Genomic DNA, 16,596 nt, shown 5'->3' with positions numbered 1-16,596 from the left:
GACGACCGCGCCCTCCTCGTAGTGGAGCTTCGCGATGGTCCCCTCCTGCGGGCTCGGAATCTCGACGAGCGCCTTGTCGGTCTCGACCTCCGCGATGACCTGGTCTTCGACGACCGACTCTCCCTCCTCGACGAGCCACGAGACGAGTTCGCCCTCGGCGATACCCTCCCCGAGGTCCGGCAACTCGAACGTTCGTTCTACCATACCGGCCGGTCGACGCACAACCCTTTCAGTATTTCCCTGCGCGTCGCGGGCGAAGCGTCAGTCGCCGATCAGTACTACCGGAAAACAGCGCGCGCTACTCTGCGAGCGCCGCCTCGATGCCGTCGAGGATGCGCGGCGGGTGCGGGAAGTAGAAGTCCTCCATCGAGAGCAGCGGCACGGGCGTGTCGAACCCGGTCACGCGCTCGACCGGCGATTCGAGGTACATCAGCGCCTCGTCGTTGATGCGGGCGACGATCTCGCTGCCGACGCCCAGGGTTCGGGGCCCCTCGTGGACGACGACGCAGCGACCGGTCTTCTTCACCGACTCGACGATCGTCTCCGTGTCCATCGGCGAGACCGTCCGCAGGTCGATGACGTCGGCGTCGACGCCGCCCTCGTCGACGGCTTCGAGCGTCGGGGGCATCATCGCCCCCCACGCGACGACCGTCAGGTCCTCGCCCTCGCGGCGGACCGCGGCCTCGCCGATCGGCACCTCGTGGTCGCCCTCGGGGACCTCCTCGCGGATCGAGCGGTAGATCCGCTTCGGTTCCATGAAGAGGACCGGGTCGGGGTCGCGGATCGCCGCCGTCAGCAGGCCCTTCGTGTCCGCGGGCGTGCTCGGGACGACGACTTGGAGGCCGGGGATGTGACCGTACGCGCCCTCCAGACTCTCCGAGTGGTGTTCGAGCGCGCGGACGCCGGCTCCGTAGGGCATCCGCACGACCATCGGCGCGTTCAGCTCCCCGCGCGTCCGCCAGCGGATCCGGCTCGCGTTCGTGACGAGCTGATCGAACGCCGGGGGGAGAAAGCCCGAGAACTGGATCTCCGCCACCGGCCGGTAGCCGTACATCGCCATCCCGGCCGCGCCGCCGACGATCGCGATCTCCGAGAGCGGCGTGTCGACGACGCGCTCGCTCCCGAACTCCTCCAGCAGATCATCCGTCGCGCGGAAGACCCCGCCGCTCTCGGCGACGTCCTCGCCGAAGACGACGACGCGGTCGTCGCGTTCCATCTCCCCGTGCAGTGCGTCGTTGACCGCCTCTACGATTGTTGCCTGCATTGTCATCCCTTGGGCCGCTGTTCGATGAAGTCGTACATCTCGGGTCGCCGTTCGAGCAGCTCCTCGAACTCCGCGAGCTGTCGGGCCAACTCGGGCGGGAGTTCGTCGTAGAGGTACTCGAACATCTCCGAAACGGCGCGCTCCTCCATCGCGTTCGCGGCGGCGAGCGCCTCGTCGAACTCCGCTTCGATCTCCTCGACGACGGCGTCGTGGTCGATTTCGGACCACAGCCCCTCGGATTTGAGGAACTCGCGGTAGCGCTCGATGGGGTCGTGAGACTCCCAGTGGTCGACCTCCTCGTCGGAGCGGTAGCGGGTGGGGTCGTCGCTGGTCGTGTGCGCGTCGAGGCGGTACGTGACCGACTCTACGAAGACGGGCTCGCCGTCGAGCACTCTCTCGCGGGCGCTCGAAACGGCGTCGTAGACGGCGAGGACGTCCTGTCCGTCGACGCGGATCGCGTCGATGCCGTACGCCAGCGCCTTCTGGGCGATGGTGTTCGCGCCCGACTGCTTCTCGTAGGGCATCGAGATCGCGTACTGGTTGTTCTGACAGTAAAACAGCGCCGGCAGGCCGACGGAGCTCGCGAGGTTGATCCCCTCGTGGGCCGCGCCGGTGCTCGTCGCGCCGTCGCCGAGGTAGGCCGTCGCGATGGCGTCGGCGTCGTCGAGGCGCATCCCCCACGCGATCCCCGAGACCAGGGGGAGGTGCGAGCCGATCGAGATCGCGATCTGGGCGTTGACCTTCGCGAACGCCTCCTGGCCCTCCTCGATGCCGCGCCAGAAGAGGATCATATCCTCCATCGACGCGCCGCGCATAAACATCGGCGTCCAGGCGCGGCCGACGTACAGCCAGTCCTCCGGGGAGAGCGTGAACGCGCTCCCGATGATGCTGGCCTCCTGACCGCGGGTCGACCCGAAGGTGCCGAGTTCGCCGCGCCGCTGGATGTTCACCATCCGCCGGGAGAACACCCGGTCTGTCACCATCCACCGATACAGGTCCAAGAGCTCCTCCTCCTCGAGGTCCGGGATCGCCTCCTCGTCGTACGATCCGTCGGGGGCGACGATCTGGTGCGTGGGTACCTCCAGGTCCGACTGGGAGAGGTACCGCACCTCGCCACCGCCGTCGTCGCCGGTGGCTGGAGAGGCTCGTATGTCTGATGCTCTATCGCTCATTCGACGACGCAGGATTGTTCGGGGCCGGTAATAAAATCGCGGGTCACAGCGCCGAACGTGTGGCGATCGCCACCACGATTTATTAATTCGCGCTTGGACTGTGGGGTATGGCGATACTGACCGCGGTCGACGGCGAATCGATCCCGAGCGGGGCAGTCGAGCGGGGCGAAGAGTTGGCGAACGCCCTCGGCGTCGAACACGTCGTCCTGCACGTGATGCCGCAGAGCGTCTTCGAGGAGTTCCGATCGTCGACGGGCGGGTCGTCGGGGCGGTCGGTCACGACGCCCGCCTCGTACGGCGGGAGCAACCAGACGCCGCAAGAGAGCGCCCGCGGCGACGAGTACACCGTCGAGGACGGCGAACGACACGCGACCGGCGTCGCACGCGACGTGGTTCGGGGCACGCTCGACGACCCGGCCGACACCGTCGTCAAAGGCCGCGTCGGCGAACCCGTCGAGGAGATCCTCTCGGAGGCGGAGCGACGCGGGGCCCGGTATCTCGTCATCGGCGGCCGCAAACGATCGCCGGCGGGGAAGGCGCTGTTCGGCAGCAAGACCCAGTCGATTCTGTTGGAGTCGGAGCTTCCGGTCGTCACCGTGATGTCCGAGGAGTAGTCGCCGCTGCGTGTTCGAGGCGGTCGATTCGGCCGCCGTCGGAGGACGTCGGGAAGGAAAAGCGGGGCTCCGCTCGCGCGTCGAGTTGAAAATATGTTGGTCGAGAGGTGATTTTATATACCATCGAATCTATCCTGTTTGTTGATGGCATTTGATAGCATACGGCGTCGATCGTTTCTGAAGGGCGGGGCGGCCGCCGGAACGGTCGGACTGACGGGGCTCGCTGGGTGTTCAAGTATCTCGGGGATCACCGGCGGCGGAACGCCGGAACTCGGGCTGGCGTTCACCGTTCCGGTCGAGAACCTCGGGTCGCTGTTCGCGATCGAGGAGATTCAAGAGCAGGTCTCGAACCTCGGGTCGGAGTACGAACTCAGCGTGACTCGCAACGAGAGCACGCCCGACTCGCTGAACGCGATGGCGGCCGGCGAGGTCGACATGGCGCTCCTGACCACGGTGAGTTACGCCTCCGCGGTCAGACAGGAGGCCGTCCCGGGCAACATCTCGATGATCTCGACGGACTTCTGGGACGCCCACCCCGAATGGTACGGGTTCACCATCTTCTCCGGGCCGGATTCGGGGATCACCGAGATCGCCGATCTGGAGGGGACGAACGTCGGCGTCAACGCGCAGGGGACCGGCACCCACGCGGTCCTCGAAAAGGGAATGCGCCAAGAGAACCTCGAGTTCGGCTCTGACGCCGAGATCGTCGAACTCCCGTTCCCGACGTTCATCGAGGCCATCAACGACGGGCGAATCGACGCGGGGATCTTCCCCGCGCTGTTCGCGGTCGGAGCCCGCGGGGAGGGCTTCAACGAGGTGTACACCAGTCAGGACCTCTGGGACGAGGCGTACCCGTTCGCCTACACCGTCGCCTCGAACAACTCACTCGACGAGAAGGGCGACGCGATCGCCGCGTGGGGCGAGGACCTCGACGAACTGGTGGAGTACTGTTACGAAAACCGCTCGGAGGTCGTCACGCTGGCGGCGGAGCACTTCGAGCTCCCCGAGGCGGTCGTCGACGGGTTCTTCCTCACGAACAACGACTACTACCGCCAGGACATCACGATCGACACCGACCGGCTCCAGTTCGCGATCGACGAACTGGTCGAACTCGGGTTCGTCGAGGAGAGCTTCGACGTCACCGAGTACGCGACCAACGAGTACCTGCCGTAGCCTCCCACGGAGGGTCGGTAGTTCAGGCGTCGTAGCCCTTCGCGCCGAGGCGTTCGAGGTCCGCGCGGATGGCGTCGGCCGCCACAGAGAGCTCCGCGCTCTCGACCGAATCGAGCTCCCACTCGTGGATCTCGGCGACGCCGCCCTCGTCGAGGTCGACGGGGACGCTGAGCGCGAGGTTATCGAACCCGTACTCGCCGGCGAGCGGCGTCGACAGACAGAACGGCTCGCCGAGACGCCCGCGGGCGTCGTCGCCGCCGGGTTCGCTTCCCGCGATGACCGAGCGGATCACACGCGCGATGCCCGCGCTCGTGACCCATCGGGACGTCTCCGCGACGCCGCGCTCTTTGGCGATCTCGAAGGGGATGTCGCGGACGTACTCCAAGAGGTCCTCGCGGTCGAGACCGTCTGTGGCGACCGGCTCGCCGTCGACGCGCGCCCGCGAGAGGATCGGCACGACGTTCTCGCCGTGTTCGCCCATCATCGGGACGGTGACGTCGTTCTGCGGGACGTCGAGTTCGGTGCTGACCGCGTCGGCCATCCGGGCCGTTTCGGACAGGGAGTAACCGAGGAAGCAGCGCCGCGGCCACTCCAACAGCGAGTAGAACTGGTAGACGAGGCGGTCGATCGGGTTCGTCACCACGAGCAGCGGCGTGGGGTCCAGCGGCCGGAGGTCCTCGGCCACGGACTCGACGATCGAGAGGTTCCGATCGAGTTCGGCCTCTCTCGCCCCCCGATCGGTCGCGTCCTCCGGCTGCGGCGCGGCCGCGTTGAACACGACGAAGTCCGGATCGAGCGCCGGCAGTTCGTCCGGCGTGGCAGCGCGGATCGTGCCCACGTCCGCTCCGGGGACCGTCGATCCCGGGGCGTTCGAGAAGTGGTAGCTCGCGTGGGTGACGTCTTTCGCGTGCGCCCACGCGGCCCCCTCGTTGATGTCGACGAGCGAGACGTCGACCGTCGGTGCCACGGCCGAAAGCGTGTGGGCCACAGTCGTTGCGATGGTGCTCGCACCGCCGATGATCGCGACGTGCATAGTGACACGTCTGCGGTCGAATACAAGTAGGTTGTCCACCGATTGAGTCGGTCTTCACGCCGACTGGGTCGGTGGCGGTCGGTCCAGTTCCGTCGACGCGACAGAGCAGATGCGAGAGAGCGGTCAGTCTCCGCCGTCGACGTAGACGGTCCCGTCCTCGACGACGACGTCGTAGGTGGGGACCCTGATCCGGTCGTCGCCGATGTGCTTGCCCGTCTCCAACTCGAAGGACCACCCGTGCCACGGGCAGGAGACGATGCAGTTGTCGCTGTAGTACTGCTCGACGCGCTCGCCCGTGCCGGTGAACTCGCCGACGAGTTCGCGCTGGACGTTGCCCTCGCAGACGGGGCCGCCGTCGTGCGGACACTGGTTCCGGAGCGCGTAGAACTCGCCCTCGGCTTTGATGACACCGACTTCCGCGCGGCCGACCTCCACGACGGCGTGGTCGCCGTCCTCGAACTCGGATTCGGGACCGACTTCGACGAGTCCCTCCCCGCTCATACGCCGAACACCTCCTCGGCGTTACCGGAAAGAATCGCGCGTCTGTCGTCGTCGTCCAGCATCGGGAGGTCGTTGATGACGGAGGGGCTGTCGAAGTCCCAGTGGGGGTAGTCGGAGGCGTACAGGAGCCTGTCCGTGCCGATCATGTCGAAGCAGAGTTCGAGGAGGTCGTTGCGCGCGGAGATCTCCAGCGGCTGCGTCCCGAAGTAGAAGTCGGTGATGTACTCGCTGGGGCGGGTGTCGAGCAGCGGGGCTTCCTCGGGTCGCTTCAGGTACTCCTCGTCGAGGCGGCTGACCAGTCCGGGGATGTAGGTGACGCCCGACTCCATGAAGACGATGTCGAGGTCGGGGTACTTCTCGGGGACGCCCTGACAGGCGACGCTGACGATCTGGGACATGTTCGATTCGAGAAAGCCCAGCGTGTGGGTCTCGATCATCTCCTGGTACCCGGCTCGGACGTACTCGTCGAGTCCCGATCCGCCCGTGTGGTAGACGATCGGGTAGTCCATCTGCTCGCAGCGCTCGTAGATCGGGTCGTACTTGCGGTTGCCGAGCGGCGGACTCGCCCCCGCGGTGACGAAGCACGCTCCCACGTACGCGTCCTCGTCCTCCACCCGTTCGAGGACTTCCAGCGAGGCGTCGATGTCGCCGTAGGGGATGGGTGCGAGGCCGTAGATGCCCTCGTCGGGGTCGAGCACCTCTTCGAGCATGTACTCGATGTACGCGTGGGTGAACGCCTGCACGCGCTCGTCGTCGGCGTTGACGCCGCCCATCGCGAGGATGAGATGCGAGATCTGCAGCGAGACGTCGATGTCGAGGAACTCCATCCCCTCGCCGACGCGCTCGGGTTCCTCGGGTTCGTCCGGGTAGTTCGAGTGCTCGCGGAGGACCTTCCCGTAGTTTTGCCGGTCGCCGGTCGACGTCGGGAAGAACGAACTGAGGTTCTGTTTGACGCCGGCGTCGTCCCAGTTGCTCCGCTTGTACTTCGTGTTCCACGGCTCGGGCATGTACTCCGCGACCTCCTTGAACGAGTCCTGGTAGTGCCAGTCGCAGTCGATGACCCGCTCTTCGGCCGCGTCGATCATCGCATCACCGCCCCGTGGCTCTCGCGTTCGAGAGACGCGCTCGGCGGAGACCGGTGGCTGTACGGACAACCGTCGCTGTCAGTGGTTGGCATACGTACCGGTCTTTGATGTACATCCATTTAGGTTTTTGTGCCGGCGGCCGAGGCGGATGCGTCGCTCGCTGTCGCGGTCGGAAGGCGAGAGCGCTCGACACGAAGTAGCCGAAAACGGGAGGGAGAGCGAGGAACGGAGAGTCGTCGCTCGATTCAGGTCCAGTGCAGAAGTCGACTCCGGATGAGCCGGAGACCGCGGTCGAGACCGATTCCGATGAACATCACGGCGATGATCGCCGCGTAGACCTGCGCGGACTGGAAGGACCGGACGCCTTGAATTTCGAGGGCACCCAGTCCGCCCCCGCCGGCCACCATCTCGAAGACGAACGTGATGATGAGCGACAGCGGCATCGCGATCTGGAACCCGGTGATGATCCCGGGCAGCGCCGCGGGCAACACCACGCGCCGGAGGAGCCGCCTGTCGCTCGTCCCCATCATCTGCGCCGCCCAGACGAGGTTCTGCTGGACCTGTTGGGTGCTGTCGCGGGCGTTGACCGCGACGGGCCAGAACGTCCCGACGGCGACCATAATGATCTTCGAGAGGTCGCCGATGCCGAACCACAGCATAAACACGGGGATCAGCGAGATGATCGGCACCGGGTAGCCGATCTTGATGATCGGGTCGAAGAACCAGTCGACGAGGTCGTTCCGCGCCGACAGCACGCCGACGATCACGCCCAAGACCGACGCGATCGCGAGGCCGACGAGCGCGCGGTACAGAGTCAGGTACGCGTTGTACAGCATATCGCCCGACAGCGTCAGTTCGACGAACCGGATGATGATGTCCGAGAGCGGCGGGAGGAAGTAGTAGTGGATGAGCTCGAACTGCCCGACCAGCTCCCAGAGCACCAGCACGATCACCAGCGAGTAGATCGATTTCCCGAACTCCACGAGTCGCGAGAGGTCGAAACCGCCCTTCGCGTCCGTCGTTACGTCCATACTAACACCCTGTTACGAGCCTCCTCGAATCCACGGACGGCCACGAACGCGACCGCCGAGATGATGACGATGTTCGCGAACATCCGCGGGTAGTTGCCGATCTGTCCGGAGGTGAGGATCAGGTATCCGATCCCCTGGTTCGACGCGATGAGTTCGGCGCTCACGAGCGCGACGAACGCGATCGGGACGGCCTGTCGGATCCCGGTCATGATCTCGGGGATCGTCGCCGGAAAGACGACCTTATACAGCATCTCCCGCCCGTCGGTGCCCATCATCTGCGCCGCCCAGACGAGGTTCTGGTCGACGTCGTTGGCGGCGTTGTACGCGTTCAACACCACGGGCAGCAGGCACGCGAGGAAGACGATCAGGATGGCCGTCTCCGTGCCGACGCCCAGCCACAGGATCGCGAGCGGAACGAGCGCGGTCTTCGGAATGGGATACGTCATCGACAGGAAAATGTCGAAGAAGTTCTCGACGGGCTTCGAGCGGGCCATCCCGATCCCGAGGAGGACCCCGATGAAGATACTCAACCCGAGTCCAACGGCGATCCGGAACAGCGAGATGAACAGGTGCGAGAACACCTCGCCGGTGACGAGGAGTTCGACGATCCGGCTCGAAACGGTCGTCGGCGGCGGGAGGATCGACTCGGCGACGACCGCGCCGCTGGCGAGTTCCCAGAGGACCACGAGGATCCCGAGCGGGATCCAATCGAAGATCGTCCGGGCGACGCCCTGGACGGGGGCGGGAAGCGTCTCGATCCGTTGTGACGTCGCGTGTCGCACGGCTACAGTGTCACCTCAGTTTGGGTCTCTTCGTGGAGGGACTTCCAGACGGAGTTTTTGTACTCGGCGAACTCGTCGGAGGTGACGATGTCCTCGCGCGACCCCGAGCGGTCGAGGCCGACTTCCTTGACGGTCTTTTTCGTCCCGGGGTGACGCGTCATGATGAGGACGCGCTCTGAGAGGTACACCGCCTCCTCGACGTCGTGGGTGATGAACACGATCGTCTTGCCGAGGTCGTTCCAGATGTCCCGAAGCTGATCCTGCAGCGCCTCGCGGAGCGGTTGGTCCAGCGCGCCGAAGGGCTCGTCCATCAGCAGGATCTTCGGTTCGTACGCGAGCGTGCGCGCGATGCCGACGCGCTGTTTCATCCCGCCGGAGAGTTCCTTGGGGTACTTGTCCTCGAAGCCGTCGAGGTCGACGAGGTCGATGTACTTCTGGGCGATGCTCTGTCGCTCCTCCTTCGGAACGCCGTCCTCTTCGAGGCCGTAGGTGACGTTCTCGAAGACGGTCCGCCACGGGAACAGCGCGTAGTCTTGGAACACGACGCCCCGGTCGGTTCCGGGGCCGCTGATCGGCTCGTCGTCGATGGCGATCGTCCCCGAGGTGGTGTCCAGAAAGCCCGCGATGAGATACAGCAGCGTGCTCTTGCCACAGCCGCTCGGACCGACGACGCTGATGAACTCCCCGCCCTCGACCTCGAAGGAGAGGTCCTCGATGGCCTTCGTCCGCTCGGCTCCTTCGCCGTACACTTTCTCCAGTTCGGAGATGGTCACTCGTCCGTCCATTACAGGATCACCGCGTTGGATGTGCATTGATTGTTCCGGTCTATACTCGCTCTTCGGCCGTCCTCGCCGCCGTTCGTGCTCATTGAAATCATCAGTTGTCACCGTCGCGTATCACGCACTGTGGCACACCGAACGCCCCGATCCGAACGGACCGCGATGCCGTTCCGGAATCGCGGATGCTGAGCGGGTGACGCGGTCGGACTGTCGTGACCGCTTTTGGCACCACGTAACACGATGTGGGTACAGCATCCATCGTACAAAAGCCTTCCTTCCGCCGCGATTTCACGCCCGACCGACAGGATCGAACTGGGGACGCTCCGGCCGGAGACGGCAAAGACTGAATCAAAAGAACCCCTATATAGTTTGAGCAGTGTTATCGAATACGCTTTTCAAGTAATTTTCAAGCGGTTGCAAGCAATTTCTTAGTACATACCTTATCATAAACTATCTTGAAATTTCTAGCACCGACTGCCAGCGGGTTCACCACCGACACTTTTGCGCTCTCGACACGTAGGATCAGATATGTTCGAAGACATACTACTCGCGACCGGCGGCGAGGAGGCATCGGACCGAGCGACCGACCACGCCCTCGAGTTAGCCGAACAGCACGGCGCGACGTTGCACGTGTTGTACGTCGTCGACAGCGACGTCTACGACGCCTACAGCGGCGACGAGTACGTCGACGGCCACGAGGGACCGGAACACGGGCTCGAAGAAGTCGGCGAAGAGGCGATCGCGGCGGTCGTTCAGAGAGCGGAGTCGCGGGGGGTCGACGTGAAAGGCCACCTCAAACACGGACAGCCACCCGAGACAATCGCCGAGTTCGCGCGCGAGGCCGGCGTCGACCTCGTGGTTTTGGGCACGAGACGTCGTCCCGACGAGTACCGGAGTCTGCTCGGGAGCACGACCGACCGGGTGCTTCGGCTGACGGAGATGCCGGTCACCGTGGTGAAGACGCCCGTAGAGGCGTAGCCCTCCCACCTCGCTTCGAGACGCTACCCCGTCTGGACCTCGAAACGAGCGCCGCTGAGTGTCCGAGCGTCGCAGACGTCGATGTCCCATCGGTGGGCGAGAACGATCTGATGCACGCCGGCCAGCCCCATCCCGGTGCCGTCGCTCCGGGTCTTCGTCGAGAAGCCGGGCGTGAACACGTCCTCACGGAGTTCCGGATCGATCCCCGGGCCCGAGTCCTCGTAGTAGAACCCGTCGTCGGTAGCTCCCACGAGGACGTTGACGTCGGCATCCCCGTGCTCGATCGAGTTTCGAACGAAGTTCTCCAAGAGCCGCTGGAGGGCCTCTCGGTCGGCGCGTAGCGCGGTCGACTCCCGGACCGAGACCGACGCGGCCGCCGGCGGATCGACGGCCTCCCACGCGTCCCCGACGACGTCCTCGATCGCGACGTCCGTCCGCTCGGAGACGATGTCGCCGCTGCGTAACGTCTCCGCGAGGTCCGACCGGAGCCGATCGATGCGCTCGACGGCGTCGATCGCGCGGTCGAGATGCTCGTCCGCGTCCGTCTCGCGGGCCAGTTCCAGCCGACCGCGAGCCGTCGAAATCGGGGTCTGGAAGTCGTGAGAGACGAAGCTCGCGAAGTCGTCGAGGCGCTCGTACTGTCGCTGTAGCTCCCGTTCGCGACGGCGGCTCTCGGTGACGTCCCGAGCCGAGACCACGATCGCGGTCACGGTCCCGTTCCGGTCGGTGACGGGCCGAAAGGAGCCCTCCGCGGTGATCGGTCGCCCGCCGGGGTTCGGATGCGTCGCCTCGTAGTCGACGTACTCACCCGCGGCCGCCGCCGCGACCCACTCTCTCACGTCGTCGCGGAGTGTCTCGGGCCACCACGCCGTCTCCCAGAAGGTCCGTCCGGTGGCCTCCTCCCGGTCCACCGGGACGTATTCGGCCGCCGTCCGGTTGACGTCTCTGACCGTCCCGTCCGGGTCGAGCAGGCCGACGAGCAGGTTCGGATCGTCGAAGATGGCCTCGAACTGCCGCTGGTTCCGGCGGCGTTCGCGTTCGCGGCGGCCTGACTCGACGGCGTCCTCGACGCGGTTCGCGAGCAGCGCGTACTGTTTCTGTCGCCCCGTCTTCTGGAAGTAGTCGGTGACGCCGGCGGAAATCGCCCGGCTGGCGACCGCTTCGGAGCCGGTTCCGGTGAAGAGGATGACCGGAAGGTTCGGCCACTCCTCGCGGACGTCCTCGAGGAGTTCCAGCCCCGTCGCGCCCTCGAACTCGTAGTCGGTGAGCAGGCAGTCGACGTCGCGGTCGCGGATCGCCGAAAGCGCGCCGTCCGGGGACGGGTGAGAAGACACGTCGATCACGTCGCTGACCGCCGTCAGCGAGTCGGCCGTCAGCGCTCGGAACTGCGGGTCGGACTCGACGTGCAGTACCCGAATCGGATCGTCCATCGTCCGGATCACCACACGGCACCGCCTTAGTAATTGCTATCGTGTCAGCGCATATTCAAAACGTCCTCACGGAGGTCTGCCGCGTCAGCGGCGATCTGTGCGGCCCGCTCCCGGAGGTCCGCCGCGTGCGAGGCGTCATCGAGCGCGCTGACGTTGATTTCGACCGTCGCGAGCGACGCCCGAACGGCGGCGTCAGCGAGGTACGCACCCGCCTTGGCGTCGGCCGCGACGCCCGGCCGCCCGCGGTCGATCACCACCGCGGCGTCTTCGAGGACGGCGAGCGCGGCCTCCGCGGTCGCGAGCGGGATCCCCGCCGCGCGCTTCGAGAGTCGGTCCGACGGGCCGCGCTGCTCATCGTCGTCCTCGCCCGAATCCGACGCTGAACCGCCGCCGAACAGGTCGTCGACGAGGGCCGCGTCCTGCTCGGCGAGCGCGAGGAGGCGTCGCCGCTGACCGGCGAGATCGGCTCGGAGCGCCTCGAAGTCGACGGTCGCCGCGTCGTCAGCATCGACGTCTTCGCTCTCGTCTCGCGCCGCGAGCGTGTGTATGCAGGCCATCTCACACAGCGCCGCGCCCATCGCACCCGAGACGGCGACGACGGTGCCGCCCGCCGGCGTCACCCGCTCGGAGGCGACGTCGTCGAGGAACGCGCCGATCGGAGCCTCGTCGATCATACGCTCGGGTGCGCACGCGCCGGTGAAGTAGCTACCTCTCCGGATCCGGACGACCGCTCGACTCCTCCCGATCGCGACACGCCGCCGCCCCCTGCGGGGCGTGACCGCTCAACGTTGCGGCACACGTCCGATCAGTTCGTCGTGACGATCTCGACGACGTCGCGGTGGGTCAGCTCGTGGTCCGCGCCGACCTGCCGGTTCGAGCGGCAGTCGATCCCGTGGAGCAGTCCGTCGCCGATATCGGAATGAAGGTGGTAGGCGAAGTCCTCGGTCGTCGACTCCTCGGGGAGGATGAAGCAGTCGCGGAAGACGCCTTGGGAGTCGGCGCGACCGTTCGCGCTGCCCGGGAAGATCGCGATCGCGCCCATCACGTCGAAGAGGGCCGATTCGAGGACGTCCTGGACGCCGGTTCCGTCGAACGCCTCCACGTACTCGCGGATCTGTTCGAGGCCGGCGGCCTGCTCCTCGGACGGGTCGCCGACGATCTCGAACGACGACGCGCCGGGCTGGTAGTCTACGACGTCGGCCTCGTCGGCCTGTTTGAGCGCTTTCTCCGCGTGCGCGCTCGTGGGGACGAACGTGAGGTGGTCGTACTCCGGGTCGGCCGTCACCGACTCGTAGTTCTCCTGTGCGGCGGGCGTGTCCATCTTGTTCGCCGCGATCAGGATCGGCTTGGTCCGCTTTCTGATCTCGCGGGCGACGCGCTCTTTCGTCTCCTCGTCCCACTCGTCGGGGTCGAGGCCCGCGTCCGTGGCGAGCAGGATCTGCTTGATCTCGTCTTTGTTCGTCTTGAACGCCGACATCTGTTCGGCGAGGTCCTCCTCGACGTTCGCCTCCTCGCCGTGGTACCCCGAGCGGTAGCGTTCGAGACCCTTCTCCAGGATGTCGAGATACCACATGTCGAGTTCGTTCTCGAGGAAGTCGATGTCATCGCGGGGGTCGTGGCCCTCGGTGGGTTCGCCTTCGATGTCCGTCTCTCCGGAGAAGTCGACGACGTGGACGAGCACGTCGGCCTCGTTGAGGTCGGTCAGGAACTGGTTGCCGAGGCCCTTGCCCTCGTGCGCGCCGGGGATGAGCCCCGCGACGTCGACGAGCTTCACCGGGACGAAGCGCGTGCCATCGTCGCAGAACCCGACCGACGGCGTGCACGTCTCGTCGAACTCGGGCGCTGCACAGTCGACGCGGACGTACGCCTCGCCGACGGAGGGATCGATGGTCGTGAACGGGTACGCGCCCTCGGGCACGTCGTTCATCGTCGCCGCGTTGAAGAAAGAGGACTTGCCGACGGAGGGCTTGCCGACGAGTCCGATCTTGTAGCTCATTGCCGGCAGAAATCCCTCGCGGCTCAAAAGCCGTCCTATCCGACCGCTCGTCGTGATGCGATGACATAGCTCACGCCCGCCGGTCGACGGCCCGACCGCGACCGTCAGTCCGGCACACACCGGACACCGACAGGATATTTTGTCGCGGCCCCGGACGTAGCGGTATGACCGAAGACGATCCGGCGGGCGACACGTTCGGCGTCGGCATCCACGTCACCGAAGCCGAGTTCCAGTTCGTCGTCCACGTCCCCTCCGACATCGACTCGGGCTGGACCGACCCCGAGGCCTTCCAGGGGCACGTCGAGCGGGTGGTGTGGGACCGGCTCGACCGGGAGGCGACGCTCAGGACGATATCCCGCGTGGCCGACGTCGGCGAGACGGTCACGCTCGGACGCGTCACGCTCCGACCGGACGGGACCGTCGTCGACGCCACGCTCGACACCCCCGACGGAGAGGCCGCAGACGAATCGTGACCGACGCGCTCGACGCCGTCGTCGACGCCGCGCTCGAACGCGCGCTGGTGGCCGACCGCGACGCGCGACGGTACTTCGCGCTGGCCGGCGTACTGGAGCGAGTCGGTCGCGGCCGTGACGGCCGGGACCCCGACCGCGAGGGCTGTGCTGATCCCGACGTCATCGACGATCCGCTGTGTGCGTCGCTCGTGAGCACGATCGCGGTACGGGCGTTGGCGCGCCAGCGCGACCAGTACCGCGAGTTCACGTCGTCACGCACTCGATCGAACGACGTGCGATCGGAGGCACAGTCAGTCGCACACGCGACAATATCCGGCCTCGACACCGACGCGTGGGATCCCAGTCCCGACGACGAGTGGACAGCAGGCGGCGACGACCGGTGGATCGAGTTCGTCGCGACCGGAGCACACGCCGCGATCCGACGCCTGGACGCCGACCGCGACACCGTGACCTCCCGGTCGGGCCTGACGCCAGCGGAACTCGATCGGTATCGATACCGACGTCCGTCGGGTGAGTGACCGCACCGACGACTTTCGACTCCGCTCGCGCCTGTCGGACTCGTCTAGAAAAATCGAAGTGCTCGATCGATCGATCAGACGGTCTGACTCGGTCGAGTCGAACCGTTAGTTCTGACCCGGCGCGTTACCGGAGTTCCCCGGGGCGGCGTTCGATCCGCCGCTTCCGCCGGCCTCGTCGTCGTCATCCGCTTCCTCGTCGTCGCTGTCGTCGTCTGCGTCAGCGTCGTTGCTATCGTCGTCCGCTTCGGCGTCGTCGCCTTCGGTCTCTTCGCTATCGTCGTCCGCGTCGTCGCGCGCGTCGGGGCCGCGGTCACGGTCGTCGGGGGCGTTCCCGTTCGCCGCTGCAGCGCCCGCTCCGCGCTCGTTCTCGCCGTCCGCGTCGTCAGACTGACCCGGCGCGTCGCCGGATCGACCCGGAGCCTCACCGGAGCGACCGGGCGCGTCGTCGGTCTCGTTTCCGTCGGCGGTCTCGTTCTCGTCGTCCGCGAGGCCGGGCGCGTCGCCGGCGTTACCCGGGTTGTTGCCCGTCACGAAGTCCGAGATCACGAGGCCCGGTGGACCCTCGAACCCGGACGACTGCAGGGCGGCGACGAACTGCGAGACGGCCTGTCCGAAGATGCCTTCCTCCTCGACGAACGCGACTGTCAGATCAGCCGTCGTCGTCGCCGTCTCGTTGTCGGCCGTGGCGCTCACGTCGATCGTGGCGTTCTCCTGCGGGAGCGGCAGGGCGACCTCGCCGTTCGCGTCGGTCTCGTAGGTGCCCGTGCCCGCGTAGTCGCCGTCGGCCGCCACGTCGACGGTGGCGTTCTCGACCGCGTCGGAGCCGTGCGTGACGGTCACGAAGACGCCGTCATCGCGCTGCTCGGCCGTGACTTCGAGCTGTGCGGAGCCCTCGAGCTGCGTCGTCGTCTCCGCGCTGAGGTCGTCGACGGTCGCCGTCACGGAGACGTTCTGCGTGTCCTCCGGCTGGGCGAGCGTCGCGCTCCCGTTCTCGTCGGTCGTCGCGTTCGCCGAGTAGTTGGCCTCGCCGTCGGCCTCGACGGTGGCGTTCTCGACGGCCTCACCGTACTGGGTGACGGTCGCCGTCACCGTTCCGTCGGACTCCTGGGTCACGTCGAGGTCCAGGGAGTCCTCGTAGGGAACGAGTTCGACCTGCTGCGTCGTGTTCGTGTCGTTAGCCGTTACTGTCACGTCGACGGTCACCGTCTCGTTCGGGTTCGGCAACGTGACGGTGCCGTTCGCGTCGGTCTCGTGCGTGCCGGTGCCGTTGTACGCCGACTCGGACGTCACGTTCACCGTCGCGTTCTCCACTGCGCTGTCGTTAGCCGTTACTGTCACGACCGCCTCGCCCGTCTCGGCCTGCTGGGTGACGTCGACCGAGAGGTCCGTCGCCGCGGTCGCGCCCATCGGGAACGCCGCCATCCCGACGAGTGCGACCACGATCGCGATCGTGGCTGTTGTGCTGCGGGTCATTGCGATCGCTCGTTGCGACCGGTATCCCATAAACGAGGAACTCGCTCAGCCCGCCTTCCATCCAATTAACTCGATTTAATCGGGTTAACTGTCGGATGGTCGGGTGAACGTAGGGTGGTGGGCGACGTCGAGGGCGTTGTCCCCGCGATGTGCGAGGTGAACCGCTCGCGCGCGGTTAGGTGTAGGGAGTGTTGTGGGTTGCTCGGTCGAGCGTCGAGCGTCGAGCGGTCGGGCGTCGAAATGAAGAGAGCCCACGAGACGCGCTGTCTCGTGGGCTCTCTGATAGTATCGTTT

18 protein-coding genes are annotated in these 16,596 nt (G+C 66.2%); 5 read left to right on the top strand and 13 right to left on the bottom strand.

Annotated features, from left to right (window positions below):
* The 3 genes from ACP99_RS18560 to ACP99_RS18550 all read right to left on the bottom strand — a co-directional run.
* On the bottom strand, positions 1-204 hold a 204-nt coding region (locus tag ACP99_RS18560; protein WP_331280800.1), incomplete at its 3' end, for a biotin/lipoyl-containing protein.
* Between the two features lie 94 nt (positions 205-298).
* Positions 299-1,264 carry a transketolase C-terminal domain-containing protein gene (locus ACP99_RS18555; RefSeq protein ID WP_049988008.1) on the bottom strand — a complete coding sequence of 322 codons (966 nt, stop codon included), beginning with the start codon at positions 1,262-1,264 and terminating at the stop codon, positions 299-301.
* A gap of 2 nt (positions 1,265-1,266) precedes the next feature.
* Positions 1,267-2,436 (bottom strand): thiamine pyrophosphate-dependent enzyme, encoded by a 1,170-nt coding sequence (locus ACP99_RS18550; RefSeq protein ID WP_049988007.1) that lies wholly within the window; start codon positions 2,434-2,436, stop codon positions 1,267-1,269.
* Positions 2,437-2,543: 107 nt separating this feature from the next.
* Between ACP99_RS18550 and ACP99_RS18545 the strand changes: the two genes are divergently transcribed.
* Together ACP99_RS18545 and ACP99_RS18540 are read left to right on the top strand one after the other, a co-directional pair.
* Positions 2,544-3,050 carry a universal stress protein gene (locus ACP99_RS18545; RefSeq protein ID WP_049988006.1) on the top strand — a complete coding sequence of 169 codons (507 nt, stop codon included), beginning with the start codon at positions 2,544-2,546 and terminating at the stop codon, positions 3,048-3,050.
* A 144-nt stretch (positions 3,051-3,194) separates the two neighbouring features.
* Positions 3,195-4,223, top strand: coding sequence for an ABC transporter substrate-binding protein (locus ACP99_RS18540; protein ID WP_049988005.1), 1,029 nt, complete (start codon positions 3,195-3,197; stop codon positions 4,221-4,223).
* Between the two features lie 22 nt (positions 4,224-4,245).
* On the opposite strand, the gene ACP99_RS18535 is transcribed toward ACP99_RS18540, so the two are convergent.
* From ACP99_RS18535 to ACP99_RS18510, 6 genes are all read right to left on the bottom strand, one after another.
* Positions 4,246-5,256, bottom strand: a complete 1,011-nt coding sequence (locus ACP99_RS18535) for a malate dehydrogenase (RefSeq protein WP_049988004.1) — start codon at positions 5,254-5,256, stop codon at positions 4,246-4,248.
* A 123-nt stretch (positions 5,257-5,379) separates the two neighbouring features.
* Positions 5,380-5,757: a Rieske (2Fe-2S) protein gene (locus tag ACP99_RS18530; RefSeq protein ID WP_049988003.1), complete on the bottom strand. Its 378-nt coding sequence runs from the start codon at positions 5,755-5,757 to the stop codon at positions 5,380-5,382.
* Positions 5,754-6,842 carry an amidohydrolase family protein gene (locus ACP99_RS18525; RefSeq protein ID WP_049988002.1) on the bottom strand — a complete coding sequence of 363 codons (1,089 nt, stop codon included), beginning with the start codon at positions 6,840-6,842 and terminating at the stop codon, positions 5,754-5,756. Before ACP99_RS18525 ends, ACP99_RS18530 begins: the two co-directional genes overlap by 4 nt.
* 245 nt (positions 6,843-7,087) lie before the next feature.
* Positions 7,088-7,873 (bottom strand): ABC transporter permease, encoded by a 786-nt coding sequence (locus ACP99_RS18520; protein WP_049988001.1) that lies wholly within the window; start codon positions 7,871-7,873, stop codon positions 7,088-7,090.
* Positions 7,864-8,655, bottom strand: a complete 792-nt coding sequence (locus ACP99_RS18515; protein WP_049988000.1) for an ABC transporter permease — start codon at positions 8,653-8,655, stop codon at positions 7,864-7,866. The genes ACP99_RS18520 and ACP99_RS18515 overlap by 10 nt, the downstream gene beginning before the upstream one ends.
* A gap of 2 nt (positions 8,656-8,657) precedes the next feature.
* Complete coding sequence (locus tag ACP99_RS18510; protein ID WP_081927587.1) at positions 8,658-9,440, bottom strand: ABC transporter ATP-binding protein; 783 nt, start codon at positions 9,438-9,440, stop codon at positions 8,658-8,660.
* A 522-nt stretch (positions 9,441-9,962) separates the two neighbouring features.
* Here ACP99_RS18510 and ACP99_RS18505 point away from each other — a divergent pair.
* Positions 9,963-10,412: a universal stress protein gene (locus ACP99_RS18505; RefSeq protein WP_049987998.1), complete on the top strand. Its 450-nt coding sequence runs from the start codon at positions 9,963-9,965 to the stop codon at positions 10,410-10,412.
* Between the two features lie 23 nt (positions 10,413-10,435).
* Here the strand turns inward: ACP99_RS18505 and ACP99_RS18500 are convergent, their stop codons facing one another.
* From ACP99_RS18500 to ACP99_RS18490, 3 genes are all read right to left on the bottom strand, one after another.
* The gene (locus tag ACP99_RS18500; protein WP_156105806.1) at positions 10,436-11,842 is read right to left on the bottom strand and encodes a PAS domain-containing protein; all 1,407 of its coding nucleotides are present in this window, start codon (positions 11,840-11,842) and stop codon (positions 10,436-10,438) included.
* Positions 11,843-11,886: 44 nt separating this feature from the next.
* Entirely contained in the window at positions 11,887-12,516 is a 630-nt protein-coding gene (locus ACP99_RS18495) for a cyclodeaminase/cyclohydrolase family protein (RefSeq protein WP_049987996.1), read from the bottom strand.
* Positions 12,517-12,647: 131 nt separating this feature from the next.
* Positions 12,648-13,838 carry a redox-regulated ATPase YchF gene (locus ACP99_RS18490; protein WP_049987995.1) on the bottom strand — a complete coding sequence of 397 codons (1,191 nt, stop codon included), beginning with the start codon at positions 13,836-13,838 and terminating at the stop codon, positions 12,648-12,650.
* A gap of 164 nt (positions 13,839-14,002) precedes the next feature.
* On the opposite strand from ACP99_RS18490, the gene ACP99_RS18485 reads away from it, so the two are divergent.
* On the top strand, positions 14,003-14,311 hold the full coding sequence (locus tag ACP99_RS18485; protein ID WP_049987994.1) for a hypothetical protein: 309 nt from the start codon (positions 14,003-14,005) through the stop codon (positions 14,309-14,311).
* Positions 14,308-14,829 (top strand): hypothetical protein, encoded by a 522-nt coding sequence (locus ACP99_RS18480; RefSeq protein ID WP_049987993.1) that lies wholly within the window; start codon positions 14,308-14,310, stop codon positions 14,827-14,829. Before ACP99_RS18485 ends, ACP99_RS18480 begins: the two co-directional genes overlap by 4 nt.
* Before the next feature lie 105 nt (positions 14,830-14,934).
* Here ACP99_RS18480 and ACP99_RS18475 read toward each other — a convergent pair whose 3' ends face one another.
* A complete protein-coding gene (locus tag ACP99_RS18475; protein ID WP_049987992.1) occupies positions 14,935-16,302 on the bottom strand; it encodes a hypothetical protein in 1,368 nt (455 codons plus the stop codon).
* Positions 16,303-16,596: the final 294 nt, after the last annotated feature.

The organism is Halobellus rufus (assembly GCF_000739575.1).
Lineage (GTDB): Archaea > Halobacteriota > Halobacteria > Halobacteriales > Haloferacaceae > Haloquadratum > Haloquadratum rufum.
The sequence above is the reverse complement of the archived record's forward strand: the minus strand, read 5'-3'. Positions and strand labels throughout refer to the sequence as shown.

Excerpts from the sequence above, each read along its gene's own strand:
- ACP99_RS18555 (WP_049988008.1), bottom strand. The coding sequence starts at position 1,264 with ATGCAGGCAACAATCGTAGAGGCGGTCAACGACGCACTGCACGGGGAG.
- ACP99_RS18550 (WP_049988007.1), bottom strand. The coding sequence starts at position 2,436 with ATGAGCGATAGAGCATCAGACATACGAGCCTCTCCAGCCACCGGCGAC.
- ACP99_RS18545 (WP_049988006.1), top strand. The coding sequence starts at position 2,544 with ATGGCGATACTGACCGCGGTCGACGGCGAATCGATCCCGAGCGGGGCA.
- ACP99_RS18540 (WP_049988005.1), top strand. The coding sequence starts at position 3,195 with ATGGCATTTGATAGCATACGGCGTCGATCGTTTCTGAAGGGCGGGGCG.
- ACP99_RS18535 (WP_049988004.1), bottom strand. The coding sequence starts at position 5,256 with ATGCACGTCGCGATCATCGGCGGTGCGAGCACCATCGCAACGACTGTG.
- ACP99_RS18530 (WP_049988003.1), bottom strand. The coding sequence starts at position 5,757 with ATGAGCGGGGAGGGACTCGTCGAAGTCGGTCCCGAATCCGAGTTCGAG.
- ACP99_RS18525 (WP_049988002.1), bottom strand. The coding sequence starts at position 6,842 with ATGATCGACGCGGCCGAAGAGCGGGTCATCGACTGCGACTGGCACTAC.
- ACP99_RS18520 (WP_049988001.1), bottom strand. The coding sequence starts at position 7,873 with ATGGACGTAACGACGGACGCGAAGGGCGGTTTCGACCTCTCGCGACTC.
- ACP99_RS18510 (WP_081927587.1), bottom strand. The coding sequence starts at position 9,440 with ATGGACGGACGAGTGACCATCTCCGAACTGGAGAAAGTGTACGGCGAA.
- ACP99_RS18505 (WP_049987998.1), top strand. The coding sequence starts at position 9,963 with ATGTTCGAAGACATACTACTCGCGACCGGCGGCGAGGAGGCATCGGAC.
- ACP99_RS18500 (WP_156105806.1), bottom strand. The coding sequence starts at position 11,842 with ATGGACGATCCGATTCGGGTACTGCACGTCGAGTCCGACCCGCAGTTC.
- ACP99_RS18495 (WP_049987996.1), bottom strand. The coding sequence starts at position 12,516 with ATGATCGACGAGGCTCCGATCGGCGCGTTCCTCGACGACGTCGCCTCC.
- ACP99_RS18490 (WP_049987995.1), bottom strand. The coding sequence starts at position 13,838 with ATGAGCTACAAGATCGGACTCGTCGGCAAGCCCTCCGTCGGCAAGTCC.
- ACP99_RS18485 (WP_049987994.1), top strand. The coding sequence starts at position 14,003 with ATGACCGAAGACGATCCGGCGGGCGACACGTTCGGCGTCGGCATCCAC.
- ACP99_RS18475 (WP_049987992.1), bottom strand. The coding sequence starts at position 16,302 with ATGACCCGCAGCACAACAGCCACGATCGCGATCGTGGTCGCACTCGTC.